General features: G+C 74.9%; 12 protein-coding genes. All 12 read right to left on the minus strand.

Features of this window, described 5'->3' with window-relative positions; all coding sequences use genetic code 11:
* Window positions 1-24: 24 nt before the first annotated feature.
* On the minus strand, window positions 25-894 hold the full coding sequence (gene cofC, locus QT381_RS07990; RefSeq protein ID WP_289248354.1) for a 2-phospho-L-lactate guanylyltransferase: 870 nt from the start codon (window positions 892-894) through the stop codon (window positions 25-27).
* Window positions 887-1699, minus strand: coding sequence for a coenzyme F420-0:L-glutamate ligase (locus QT381_RS07995; RefSeq protein ID WP_289248355.1), 813 nt, complete (start codon window positions 1697-1699; stop codon window positions 887-889). The genes cofC and QT381_RS07995 overlap by 8 nt, the downstream gene beginning before the upstream one ends.
* Window positions 1689-3170 carry a hypothetical protein gene (locus tag QT381_RS08000; protein WP_289248356.1) on the minus strand — a complete coding sequence of 494 codons (1482 nt, stop codon included), beginning with the start codon at window positions 3168-3170 and terminating at the stop codon, window positions 1689-1691. The genes QT381_RS07995 and QT381_RS08000 overlap by 11 nt, the downstream gene beginning before the upstream one ends.
* Window positions 3167-3406 (minus strand): hypothetical protein, encoded by a 240-nt coding sequence (locus QT381_RS08005; protein ID WP_289248357.1) that lies wholly within the window; start codon window positions 3404-3406, stop codon window positions 3167-3169. Before QT381_RS08005 ends, QT381_RS08000 begins: the two co-directional genes overlap by 4 nt.
* Entirely contained in the window at window positions 3397-4215 is an 819-nt protein-coding gene (locus QT381_RS08010) for a rhamnan synthesis F family protein (RefSeq protein ID WP_289248358.1), read from the minus strand. The genes QT381_RS08005 and QT381_RS08010 overlap by 10 nt, the downstream gene beginning before the upstream one ends.
* Window positions 4216-4247: 32 nt before the next feature.
* A complete protein-coding gene (locus QT381_RS08015; RefSeq protein WP_289248359.1) occupies window positions 4248-5789 on the minus strand; it encodes a DUF2142 domain-containing protein in 1542 nt (513 codons plus the stop codon).
* Entirely contained in the window at window positions 5786-7003 is a 1218-nt protein-coding gene (locus QT381_RS08020; protein ID WP_289248360.1) for a glycosyltransferase family 2 protein, read from the minus strand. The genes QT381_RS08015 and QT381_RS08020 overlap by 4 nt, the downstream gene beginning before the upstream one ends.
* Window positions 7000-8088, minus strand: coding sequence for an NAD-dependent epimerase/dehydratase family protein (locus QT381_RS08025; protein ID WP_289248361.1), 1089 nt, complete (start codon window positions 8086-8088; stop codon window positions 7000-7002). Before QT381_RS08025 ends, QT381_RS08020 begins: the two co-directional genes overlap by 4 nt.
* A 47-nt stretch (window positions 8089-8135) precedes the next feature.
* Window positions 8136-9710 carry a glycosyltransferase family 2 protein gene (locus QT381_RS08030; protein WP_289248362.1) on the minus strand — a complete coding sequence of 525 codons (1575 nt, stop codon included), beginning with the start codon at window positions 9708-9710 and terminating at the stop codon, window positions 8136-8138.
* Window positions 9707-10057, minus strand: coding sequence for a hypothetical protein (locus tag QT381_RS08035; RefSeq protein WP_289248364.1), 351 nt, complete (start codon window positions 10055-10057; stop codon window positions 9707-9709). Before QT381_RS08035 ends, QT381_RS08030 begins: the two co-directional genes overlap by 4 nt.
* 88 nt (window positions 10058-10145) lie before the next feature.
* Window positions 10146-11624: a glycosyltransferase gene (locus QT381_RS08040; RefSeq protein WP_289248365.1), complete on the minus strand. Its 1479-nt coding sequence runs from the start codon at window positions 11622-11624 to the stop codon at window positions 10146-10148.
* Window positions 11621-12910: a hypothetical protein gene (locus QT381_RS08045; protein WP_289248366.1), complete on the minus strand. Its 1290-nt coding sequence runs from the start codon at window positions 12908-12910 to the stop codon at window positions 11621-11623. The genes QT381_RS08040 and QT381_RS08045 overlap by 4 nt, the downstream gene beginning before the upstream one ends.
* Between the last annotated feature and the right edge of the window lie 64 nt (window positions 12911-12974).

Here is a 12974-nt window from a genome sequence, read left to right on the forward strand (position 1 = left end):
CGGAGAGAGTGGTCGTGGTGTCCGTCACGCGTTCGAGTCTGCCAGGGGGTTGCTCGATTTTCCCTCGGAATCACCCGTGTCGAGCCAATCGGCGGTGCGCGGCCCGACCCGGCCGGCGATCGCGTCGAGCGCGGCGCGGTCGTCGACGTCGCGACGCAGCCCCGACCCGGGATCGACCTCGAGCGGGGAGTACCCGGCCGCCGCGTGCGCCGCGGCGGAGCCCGCCCCGAACGCCGCCGCGTGCGCGACACCGTCGGCCGCGGTGATGAGGCTCGTGCCGGTCCCGGACGCGTCCGGCACGAACGCGCGATCGTGCTCGCGGGCCGCCGCGAGGGCCGCCGCGAGCTCCCCGGGCCGCAGCGCGGGCAGGTCGCCGAGCAGCACGGCGATGCCGCGCCCGGGCGCGCCCATCGCGGCCGCCGTCTCGACGCCGAGCTCGACGGCGGCACCGAGCCCCGCGGGCTCGTCCTCGACGAGCACGAGCGCGTCGGAGTCGTCGAGCGCCGCCGCACCCTCCGGGCTCGTCACGACGAGCACCGCGACGACGCCCTCCGTGCGGCTCACGGCGTCGAGCGTGTCGAGCGCGACGGCCGCGGCGAGCGCCTCCCGCCGCGCGGGATCGCCGCCGAACCGCGACTTGGCGCCCGTCGTGCCCTTGACCGGCACCACGACGATCCACTCCGTCGTCGGCGCGGGCTCGTGCGCCTCGAGCGCGCGTCCGGTGCGGCGGATGCCGGTGTCCGCGGGCCGCGCCTTGAACCGGGCCACGGCATCCGCCTCGATCCGGCGGCGCGCGGTGGCGCGGTCGACGGGGCGCGGCTCGGGTGCGGGTCGCTCGCCGGGCCCGGCCCGGCCCGGCGCAGCCCCGCCCGGCGCGTCGCGCTCGTCAGCCACGCGACGCCCGCCCCGCCTCGAGTCCCGCGGCGTAGCCCTCCGCCCACCCCGCGGCACGGCCCTGCTCGACACCCTCGGCGAGCGCCTCGTCGGTGCCGAGCCGGAACATGTCCGTCGGGCCCGTGCGCGGCAGGCTGCGCGCGCCGGGCGCCGCGGCGTCGAGCAGCCGGGCGAGGCCCCGCACCACGGCGACCGGCCGCTGCGCGCTCTTGCCCTTCACGAGGTCCGCGGCCGCGGCGATCTCGTCGCCGACCGCGGGCGCGGTCACGTCCAGCGTGCGGCCGGCGGCATCCGTCGTGCCGCGCAGGTCGTCGAGCACGCGCACGCCGCTCGCGCCGATCGCGGCATCCGTCTGCCCCTCGCGCCAGGCCCGGCCGAGCGTGTCCGTGACGATGACGCCGAGACGGATGCCGAACCGCGCCTCGAGCGCGGCCCGCAGCGCCGCGGCGCTCGCGTCCGGATCGACGGGCAGCAGCAGCACGGTGCCCTCGGGCGTGTTGGAGGCGTCGACGCCCGCCGCCGCCGCGACGATGCCGAGCCGGTTCTCGACGATGCGCGTCGCGCCCCGGGTCGCGACCACGCGCACGGTCTCGTCGGTGATGGCCTGCTCCCGGTCGGCGGCGCGGACGACGCGGCCCTCGGCCTTGCTCACGACCTTGCTCGTGACGACGACGATATCGCCGTTCTCGAGGCGGTGCTCGCCGTGCTCGGCGGCGAGGGCGTCGCCGATCACCTCGCCGAGGTCGAACCCCGGCTCGATCTCCGGGAGGCCGTCGGGGGCCCAGACGCTCAGGTCAGCGCGCATCTCGGCCGCCGTCCGCCGCCGGGACGGCGTCCTCCGCCCAGCGCCCGAGCGCGTCGCGCAGCAGGCCGCGCAGCAGCGGCTCGTGCGGGCTGGAGCGCAGCCCGGACCCGTCGGCGCCGTTCCACGACGAGACCACGACCGTGCGCTCGTCGTCCTCCCGCGCGGCGACGGCCCGCACCGAGCGCTCCGCCATCGCGCGCACGCGCAGCGGGTTCCAGTGCCGTGCGCGCTCCCGGTCGTCGTGCCAGCCGAGCAGCACCCCGGGCACGACGGGATCGCCGGCCTGGGCACGCGCGGCGGCCGGGTCGACGTCGCCGAGCGCGGACAGGTCGACGACGCGGATCGAGCGGTCGTCGGGCACGTCGTCGCCCCGGTAGACCCGGTGCCGCCGGTCCCACGCCGTGGGCGGCACGTCGAGCACGGCGTCGGCCCCCGCGACGGCGACGATCTCGTCGGCCCGGACGGTGAGCGGCGATTCGGTCACGGCGATCCACGCGGACTCCAGCGCCGTCCGCAGCGCCGTCACGAGCTCCGCGCCCCCGAGCAGCGCGAGGGTGTCGTCGACGACGAGCGCGCGCCGGCCCCCGGCGCCCGGCGCGACGCTGTCGCGCCACGCGCCCACGTCCGCGGCGATCCGCGCCCGCGTCGTCGCGTCGAGCCCGTCGAGGGCGCTGCGCTGCGCCACCGCCGGCTCGAGCCGGAGCCAGGGCACGACCGGCGCGCCGACCTCGCGCGCGCGCCGCGCCGCGTCGACGTCGAACCCGTCGTCGCCCCACGTGCACGGCACGACGAAGGCGCCCACCGCGAGCTCGTCGACGGCGAGCCGATCGTCCCCGATCGGACCCGGATGCAGCACCCACCAGGTGCGCGCCCGGTCACGGACGGGCACGGCGGACGGGCGCTCCTCGACGGCTCCGATGTCGAGGAGGCCGAGCCCGGACTGCGCGATGAGGGCCGCGAACGCGAGCTCGATCGCACCGCCGGCCAGGGCATCCGTGTCCTCGGGGCCGAGCCGCAGCAGGGCGATCGCGGCGAGGATGGGCCCGCGCACGGCGCACGTGCCGAACGCCGCCCCGGTCTCCTCGATGCGCTGCCAGGCGCCGCTGCGGCGCAGCAGCTCCCGCGCCGCGGCGCGCTCCGCTCGACCGGGCGCCGGGCCGCGCCGGGCCGCGTACACGCCCGCGAGGTCGAGGTCGCCGAGCACCCGCGCGGCCAGGGACTCCGCTCCCCCGCCGAGGAAGGAGCGGAGCCGTTCGACGGCGGCCGGGCCGTCGTGGACGTGCCGGACGACGAGCGGCCGGTCCACGAGACCGGCGTCCCGCGCGAGCGCCGCGAGCGCGAGCCAGCCGCCGCGGTCACGATCGTCGGGGCCGGTGATGGCGAGCTCGGCACCGGCGGCGCGCGCGACGTCGCCGTAGCCGCCCGCGAGCTCGGGCGGCACGCCGTGGACGACGAGGAGCGGCCCGCTCACCCTCGACCCTCGCGCCCGTCCGCCCGGCGGCGGCGGGCGAAGAGCGCGGCCCGGGGGCGCGCGGCATCCCGTTCGCGCACGGCGGCCAGCTGCTCGTTCAGACGGCGGGACTCGTCCTGGGCGATCCGGAGCTCGGTGCGCACCCGGTCGAGCTCGGCGCGATCGCGGGACAGCTCGACCCCCGCCGCGAGCAACTCCGCCCGCAGCCGAGCGACCTCGGCGGAGGTCACATCCACTCCCGCACGTCCTGAGCGTACAGGCGCCGCACGACCGCGGGCACCTGCGCGGCCGTCGGGACGACGCCCGGGCGGCGCACGAGCTCGCGTTTCACGAACGGGTAGTCCGCGAGGAGCATCTCGAGCCAGTACTCGAGGGAGAGGTTCGCCGTCGACGCCGCGCCGAAGCGTGCCGCCGAGAACGCCGAGCCGAGCACGCGGCCGGCGTCCTGCAGCACGCGCGACAGCCCGACCTCGTACCGGCCGATGATCTCGCGCTTGTCGTCGAGGTGCTCGATGCCGCTCCAGAACGCGCGCATCTCGTCGGAGGCGAGCACAGCGCCCCGGAAGCCGAGGAAGAAGCTCTGCAGGTGGTAGCCGTGCTGCGTGCTCGACGTCGCGCCCCAGGCATCCGTCGTCGATCCCTCGAAGTCGGCGATGAGCGGCGCGAGCGAGCCGAACGGCCCGATGTTGCTGTCGTTGACCACGAGCACGCTGTCCGCCGCCGCGATCTCGGGGAACACGTCGAGTGCGACCGCGACGCTCCCGAAGTCGTAGCCGACGTTCGGCTTGCGCACGATCGCGACGCCGGCCGGGAGCCCGTGGTCGCCCCAGTCCAGGTCGCCCGGGTCGTCGCACGCGGAGCTGAGCACGACGCGGTATCCGGCCGCCAGGAGCTCATCGCACAGCGCGACCACGGAGCGCGACAGCCGGCCGGTGGGCGCGTAGTGCGTCACGACGGCGACGCGATCGGCGCCGACCGGCAGCGGATGCGATCCGGGCTCGACCCGGACGCTCCCCCGCGCCAGATCCAGGACCCGCGGTGCCATCGATCCGCCCCTCTCCCGCGCTGTCCGCCAGGTTACCGGCCGCCGCCCGGGACGTGCTCGGCGTGCGGCGGGATCGGGCCGCCGATCGGGGCCGGTCGCCCGAGCGCGAGCGCCGAGAGGCCGACGAGCCCGACGAGCGCACCGAGCGCGCACACCGCGAACGGCAGCGGCCCGTGCCACACGTCCGCCGCGGAGCCCCAGGGCGCGTCGTACCCGGCGGCGTAGCGGTGGTAGTTGACGACGAGCGCGAGCACCGCGGTGGCGACGACGGCTGCCGGCATCCAGATCAGGCCGCGCCGGCCGCGCCGGCCCGCGGACACCCGGTCGGCGTCGAGCGCGAATCCGGCCAGGAGCGGCACGCCGATCAGGAACGGCAGCGTGTAGCGCCCCTGCCAGCCGACGCCGCCCCAGAAGATCCCCTCGAACGCGGACGGCAGGACGACGCTCAGCACGCCGACCGCCACGATCGTCCAGCGGCGGCGCGCCGAGCGGACCTCCCGCACCACGAGCGCCCCGAGCACGACCCACAGCGCGACGAACACGAACGGCGCCCAGGTGATCGGCGTGTCGAGCCAGCCGAGGGATCCGAAGCTCTGCAGGAGCGCGGACGCGGGGAAGTCGAGCAGGATGCCGCGCAGCGTCTGGTAGACGCTCCCGTCCCAGGTGATCGGCACGGTCGCGCCGGTCGCGCCCGGGTGGCTCACGATCCACCACACCGCGTACCCCGCCGACGCCGCGATGACGGCCACGCACACGAGCGGGCGCAGGCCGCGGAAGAAGCGCACCAGGTCCGACCAGCCCCAGCGGGCCGCGAGCAACGACGCGACGACGATGAGCAGTCCCCACAGCGGCGAGAAGATGCGCAGCGGCAGCAGGATGGCGAGCGCCGCGGTCGCGAGGACGAGGTACAGCGCGCGGCCGCCGGGCCGGCCGTCGCGCGCCGAGGCGAACGTGGCCGCGAGCGCCGTCCAGAGCAGCGCCGCCGCCGCGATCTCCGCGTTGTTCGGGTTCACGCCCCCGAGCAGGAAGAGCGTCTGCGGCGCCAGGGTGACCACGAAGCCGATCGTGGCCCACACGGAGCGCGTCGCGTGCCGCGTGACGCTGAACGCGAGCGCGAGCAGCGCGGCGGACACGACGGCGCTCGCGATGCGCACGGCGTACAGCGCGGGGATGCCCTTGAGCAGAACGAGCGGCCAGCCGACGATCGCGTAGTACACCGGGTCGTAGCCCGCGTACATGCTCGTCGTCTCGACCGCGCTCTCGTCGATCCGCTTCGGCAGCCGCTGGCACGACGCCGTGAGGTTGCCGTCGAACGCGAAGCAGGTCTGGGCCGAGGCGTCCGCGAGCCAGCGCGGGATCGTGACGGATGTCGCATCCGCCTGGCCGGTGACCACCGCGTAGCTCTTGACGTAGTGCTGCGGCTCGTCGGGCTGCGCGAACAGCGGCGTCGTCACCGCGAACGCGAGCACGGGCAGCAGCACGCAGACGAACGCCAGCAGGGCGGTGAGCAGGAAGCGCCGCACCGACACGTCCGGCTGCACCGGGTCGTCGAGTCGAGCCGCCGTCGGCGTCATTCGTCGGCCTCGGCGTCGCTCGCGCGGATGGCGATCGAGAACAGGCCGGCGTACATGCTCGCCATGATCGTCTGGACGCCCATCATGAGGGCGAGCGCCGCCGGCACCGCGAGACGGATCGTCTCGCTCGCGTCGAGCGCGCCGAAGTCGTGCCGCGCCCAGTCGGCGACCTGGGCGATGCCGATCCCCACGCCGATCACGAACAGGGCGAGGCCGACGAGCACCCCGCGCTCGACGGTGAACCGCGCGAGCCACGGGCTGAACCGCCGGCTCGGTGGCAGGAACCCCTCGTGCGCCGCGTAGAGCTTCGAGAGGAACGCGAACAGGCCCGCCTGGTAGCCGACGACCGTGAGCCCGGAGAAGTAGACCAGGCTCGACACGTCGAGCGTGACCGCGCCGAGCTCGAGCGGTCCGACCGCGATGAGCAGGGTGCCGAGCAGGCCGATGACGGCGGCGACGAACCCGGGCAGCAGGAACAGCCAGGTCGGGCTGAACATGAGCAGGAAGCGGAGGTGGCGCCATCCGTCGGTCCACGTGCGCAGGTGCGGGGGGCGACTGCGGCCGTCCTTGGCGAGCCGGGTGGGCACCTCGGTCATCGGCTGTCCCGCGAGCGAGAACCGCACGACCATCTCGCTCGCGAACTCCATGCCCGTCGTGACGAGCCCGAGGTCGAGCGCCGCCTGGCGATCGAAGCCGCGCAGCCCGCAGTGGAAGTCGCGCACCGGGATGCGGAAGAACAGCCGACCGATCCACGACAGCACGGGGTTGCCGAGGTATTTGTGCAGGAACGGCATGGCGCCGGGCTCGATCCCGCCCCGGAAGCGGTTGCCCATGACGAGGGTCGAGCCGCTGCGCAGCGCCTCGACGAACGGGTCGAGGTGCAGGAAGTCGTAGCTGTCGTCCGCGTCGCCCATGATGACGAATCGGCCGCGGGCGGCGGCGATGCCGCCGAGGAGCGCGCTTCCATAGCCCTTGCGCGCGACGGGCACGACGCGCGCGCCGAGCGACTCGGCGATCGCCTGCGATCCGTCCGTGCTCCCGTTGTCGGCGACGATGACCTCGCCCGCGATCCCCGACGTCGCGAGGTAGGACTGCGCCTTCTCGATGCAGACCGCGAGCGTCTCGGCCTCGTTGAGACAGGGCATCACGATCGAGAGCTCGAGCGGCTCGCCGTCGCTCGCCGCGCGCTGCGGGATCGTTCCGAGGTCGGTCATTCGAGTCCCTCCGCCCCGGCGTCGAGCTCGTCGGCGATCCAGGTCTGCAGTGCCGCGACGCCGCTGGGCAGGTCCCACCGCGGACGCCAGGTCAGGAGCTCCTCGGTCGCCGTGATGTCGCACGCCGCGTGCCGCACGTCACCGTCGCGGAACGCCCCCGTGATCCGCGGCGCGGGCGCGCCGTGGTACTCGGCGATCGCGCGCGCCACGTCCAGGATGGTGGTCCGCACGCCGGTGCCGATGTCGACCGGGCGAGGCAGGCGCACGCGCTCGGAGACGACCTCGGCGAGGGCGGACACGACGTCGTCGATGTAGACGAAGTCGCGCGTGATCGCCCCGTCCTCGTACACCGGGATGCTGCGGCCGGCCCGGGCGAGCTGGGAGAACAGCGACACGATGCCGGTGTACGGGTTCGTGAGCGACTGTCCCGGCCCGTAGACGTTCTGCAGGCGGAGCACCGAGACGTGCGAGTCGCGCGACCCGGCCCACGCGCCGAGCAGGTGCTCCTGGGCGAGCTTCGTCGCGCCGTAGACGTTGATCGGTGCGGCGGGCGTCGTCGTCGCCGAGTTCGCGAGGTGGACGCTGCCGGGGTGGTCCCACTCGCCGCGCTCCAGCTGCGCGTGGGTGCGCAGCCCGGGCTGGAACTCTCGTCCGTCGGCGTGGCGCCAGACGCCCTCGCCGTACACCGCGCGGCTGCTCGCGAGCACGAACAGGTCGGGCACGTGATCCGCCGCGGTGAGCGCGTCGAGCAGCTGGGTCGTGCCGACGACGTTGACGAGCGCGTGCCGGCTGCTCTCGTCGAGCGACTGGGCGGTGCCCGTCTCGGCGGCGAGGTGCACGATCACCTCGGGGCGCACATCCGCGACGACGGCGTCGAGCGCCGTCCGATCGGTGACGTCCGCCACGACGAGCTCGGCGGCGGGGTGCAGCGCGGCGGGCCGCTCGCCGCCCGTCCCGTGCACCTGCGGGAGCAGCGAGTCGACGACGACCCAGCGCTCGCTGCGCGGCGCGAGCGCGTGCGACAGGGTCGAGCCGATGAAGCCCGCACCGCCGGTGACGAGAACGGTGCCGAGTGAGTCGGGCATGGCGAGGTGGACCCTTCGAGATTTCCGGGGGCGGGAGACGGTGGCTGCTACGGGGTGAGCCCGTACACGTCGCGCGGGCGCATCGACCCCCAGCGCGATTGGACGAGACGGATCTCGTCGGGCGACACCGCCGTCTCGCGCGAGATCGACTCGAAGTGGAACAGGATGACGTTCTGCAGCCACACGAGACGTCGCCCCTGCGAGCGGACCTTCATGCACAGGTCGATGTCATTGTAGTTCAACGGGAAAGCCTCACTGAATCCGCCGGCCTCCTCGAACGTCGCGCGACGGAGCGCCATGCACGCGCCGGTGAGCGCCGACACCTCGCGATTGACCCACAGGTCGCCGAAGGCGCCGGGGTGGTCCATCGCCGTGCGGTAGTAGGCGGGGTAGATCGTGCCGCTGCCGTAGACGATCCCCGCGTGCTGGTGCCGCGTGCTCTCGAACAGCAGCCGCGCGCCGGTCATCCCGACCGACTCCTCCGCGAGCGGGGCGACGAGCTGGCCGAGCGGGTCGTCCGAGATCGCCTCCATGTCGTCGTTGAGGAAGACGACGTAGTCGCCGCGGGACGCCACGAACCCGGCGTTGCACTTCTCGCTGAAGTTGAACCGCTCGGTGAACGGCACGAGGGTGAGCGCTGCGCCGGCGATCGCGCGCAGCTCGTCGAGCACACGCGGCGGCGTGGGCGGGTCGTACACGACGACGTACTCCACGTCGAGTCCGCTCGAGCGCTCGACGAGCGAGCGCACCATCTCGACGACGAAATAGCGCGGGTCGCCGCGCACGAGGCCCCGCGAGCCCATGGTCGGGATGATCACGCTCACGCTCGCACCGTGCGGACTCGGGCGCAGCAGCCGGTAGTAGCCGCGCGACGGGCCCTTGGCGACGACGGCGTCGATCCCGACCCGTTCCAGCGACGCGGTCACGGCGCGGGCACCCGCATCCCAGGCGTACGGCTTCGCGTCGGCGTCCCGTCCGTCGGCCGTCGATCCCGGGACGACCCGCCAGTGGTAGAGCACCTCGGGGAGGTGACGGATGGCGCGGGCGCGCTCGGTGACCCGGAGCACGAGGTCGTGGTCCTGGGCTCCCACCGCGTCCGGGTGGAACCCGCCGACCTCGCGCACGAGGTCGAGGCGCAGCACGGAGAGGTGCGACGTGTACATCTGGTGGCGCAGCCGCTCGGGCGACCAGTCGGGCTTGCGGAACTCGCCGCGGACGATGCCGTCCTCCACGACGGCCTCGTCGCTGTACAGGTAGTCGATGGCCGGATCGGCCGCGAGCGCCGCGGCGACGGCCTCGAGCGCTCCCGGGGTCAGCTCGTCGTCGTGGTCGAGCAGCACCGCGAACTCGCCGGTCGCCTCGTCGAGCGCGTCGTTCGACGCCGCGACGATGCCGCCGTTGCTCGACCGCGTGCGCACGCGGATCCGGGGATCGCGGGCGGCGAGGGCGACGAGCTCCTCCCGCACGGTGCCCACCGGCGACGCGTCGTCGACGAGCACCCACTCCCAGTCCGTGAACGACTGCTCGATGAGCGACGTGGCGGTCTCACGGAACACATCGAGCGGCGGGTCGTAGACCGGCGTGATGACGGAGAAGAGCGGGGACCGTCCTTCGGCCGTCACCGTCGCCCCAGGCGGAGCGGGGCGAGCACGAGACGGCCGACGCGCCACGTGCGGCTCGAGCGCAGCGCGCGCAGCTCGGCGCGGGCGGCGGATGCGGCCCGCCGGGCGTCCTTGACCGCTCCGCGGAGCCGGCGCACCTCGGCCGCGAGCTGGGACGACCGCTGCTCGGCCGCGGCGCGCTCGTTCTGAGCGGTCACGAGCTCGGCCTGCAGCCCGATGACGTGGTCCCGGTGGCGCAGTCGCTCGTGCACCGCGTCCCGCTCGAGCTGCGCGAGCCGGGAGACGAGCCCGGCGAGCGACGGATCGATATCGATCACGCCGGTCTCCCCATCGCTCGTCGTCGCCACGGTCATAACGGTACTTCGCATTCGGGTGTTCATCGGTCCGGCATCGAGAGCGGACGGAACCGAGCGTAATGCACGGTGAACGAATCCCTCACATCCGCGGGAGGCCGACGCGCGCATCGGCCTCCAGGGCCAGGAGCGCGGCCGCGTAGTCGTCGACGGCGAGGCAGTCGCGCTCGAGCACCCGGTGCCCGGCCCGGCCCGCCGCGCGCGCGGCGTCCGGGTCGTCGAGGAGCTCGACGAGCAGTCGCGCGGCGGCGTCGGTGTCGAGGTACGGAACCACGAGGCCGCGGGTGTCCGGGTCGGCCGCGAGGATCTCGGCGACCCCGCTCGCGCCGGCGAAGCACACCACGGGCACGTCGGCGGCGAAGGCGTCGAGCGCGGCGTTCGGCAGCGGGTCGAAGCGCGAGGTCAGCAGCACGGCGGATGCGGCGCGGTAGTACGCGTCGACGTCCGGCACCTCGCCGGCGAGCTCGACGGCGCCCGCGAGCCCGCTCGCGGCGATCTGGTCCCGCAGCGCGAGCTCGAACTCGACCGGGGTCCCCGGGTCGCGCGCGCCGAGCCACACGAAGCGGGCGTCCGCGGCGATGCCGCGCGTCCGCGCGTAGGCGGCGGCCTGCACGAAGAACTCCGGTCCCTTGCGCGCGGTGACCGACCCGACCCCGAGCACGATCGGACCGTCGGGCACCTCCGGCGCCGTCGCCGCCAGCGGCTCGCCGCCGGGACGCTCGGTGGCGCCCTGGCGCAGCAGCGCGGCGCGCGCGAGGATGTCCTCCCCGTAGGCCTCGACGTACCGCGAGCGGACGAGCTCCGCCGAGAACACGATGGCGTCCGCCTCACGCGCGACCCGCCCGACCGCGTCGATGACGGCGCGCGGCGAGTGCGGCGGCGGCGGCGCCTCGTGGAAGCACTGCACGAGCGGGATCCCGGCGTCGAGGATCGCCTCCGCGACGGCGAACACGACCGCCGACATCCCGATCGCCACCGCGGGCTCGTACACCCGCCGGATGCGCTCGACCGCCGCGCGCACCTCGCCCGGCAGGTCGGGCATGCCGTCGGCGAGCACGACGACGTCGGCGGCCAGCTCCCGGAACGCGTCGACGAGCACGCCCCGGCTCATGAGCAGCACGACGACGTCGTGCGTCGCGGACAGCGAGCGCGCGACGTTCCAGGTGAGGATGGGCACGCCCGTGCGCGTCGCCTCGTGGACGACCAGGAGCACGGAGGGCCGGTCCCCGCGGCGATGCGTCGTCGGATAGTCGAGCTGCGTCGCCTGCAGCCGGCCGCGCCGGCCCTCGGCGCGGCCGTACGCGAGGAAGTGCTCGACGGCCTGCGCGTCGTCGGCGACGGGCAGCTCCGGATAGCGCGCGCGGTACTCCGAGGCGATGAAGCGCGAGGGCACGAGCGCCGCGCGCTCCTCGTCCGACAGGCGACCGACCCGGCCCTCCGCCCGGCCCGAGTCGATCCAGTGCAGCGCGAGCCCCGCATCCGACCAGCCGTTGAGGTCGGCGTACCGCAGGCGGTACTCGCCGGGGTCGAAGTCCTCGTCGTACAGCGGTGCACCGATCATCGCTCGTTCCCCTTCTCGGACTCGGACCGATCCGACGATAGCGTCCGACGCCGAGCGCCGACCGCGAGGGAGCCGACGTGCACGAGGAGGCCCGCGACGGGCCCGGCGGCGAGCGCGAGCGCGAGGCGCGCGTCGAGCGCGATCGGCGTGAGCAGCACGGCGACCGTCGTGATCGCCGCGACGACCCAGCCGAGCGCGTATCCAAGGTGCTGCGCCCGCGCGAGCACGACCGAACCGGTCACGACGAGCGCGCCGACGAGCCCGGCCGTCGCGACGAGCGCGAACAGCAGCGGCGCGTCCAGCCGGAACGTCGGCCCGAACACGGTCGTGAGCAGCCAGGGACCGACGAGCGACGCGAGCAGGCCGAGCACGGCGCACAGCGCGATGACGACGGCGCACGCCCCCGCGACCGTGCGGGCGAGCCCGCGCGTGACGCCCCGGAACCGGGTGATGAGCAGACTGTGCACCGCGAGGAACGGCACCACGAGCGGAGCGCGCACGAGCGTGAGCGCGAGCAGGAGCGGCGCGAGCGCGGCGGGAGCAAGCTCCGGCGAGCTCGCGCGCACCAGGAACGGCAGTCCGCTCACGAGCAGGCCCGTCGCCGCCGCGCCGCACACGGCCGCGCCGGCGCCGCGCGCGATGGCCGGGTACGGCGCGTCGAGGAACACACGGCCGGCGAGCGCCCGCCGCACCGGGCGGGCGACGGCGACGAGCACGAGCGGGAACGGCACGACGACCGCCCACGCCCACGTCGCGGCCGGCGCGCCGAGGAGGAGCAGCACGACGACGACCGCGAGGCGCGCGAGACCGTCCGCGGCGATCAGCACCGCGATGAGCCGCCAGCGCTGCGCGCCGTAGAGCGCCCCGCTCACCGTGGCCACGAGCACGTACGCCGTCGCGCCGACCACGACGGGGACGGCGAACGCCCCGGCGCGCTCGCCGAAGAGCGCCGGCGCGCCGATGAGCATCCCGAGCCCGACGACCGCGCCGACCAGGAGCGCCATCGCGATCGCGAACGGCGCGATCGGCCGCGTCCGGGGCGTGGCGGCGCGCACCGCGCTCGCCCGCGTCACCTCCTGCTGCACGCCGCCGAGTCCGCCGACGACCGCGTAGAGCACGGACCAGAACACCGCGAACTGGGCGTACTCGGCGACGCTGAGCACGCGCGCGGCGAGCGCCGTGACGAGATAGCCCGCGCCGCCGGACACGACGGTCGCGACGAGGATGCCCGAGGCAGCGCCGCCCCAGCGCACACCCCGTCCCGAGGTCGAGCCGCCCTCATCCACGGGGAGCCATCGTAGTAGGCTGGGACGGATCGGCGATCGCCGCCGCCGGTCTGACGAGGCAGGA

The sequence above is a fragment of the Galbitalea sp. SE-J8 genome (genome assembly GCF_030345695.1).
GTDB lineage: Bacteria > Actinomycetota > Actinomycetes > Actinomycetales > Microbacteriaceae > JAUASV01.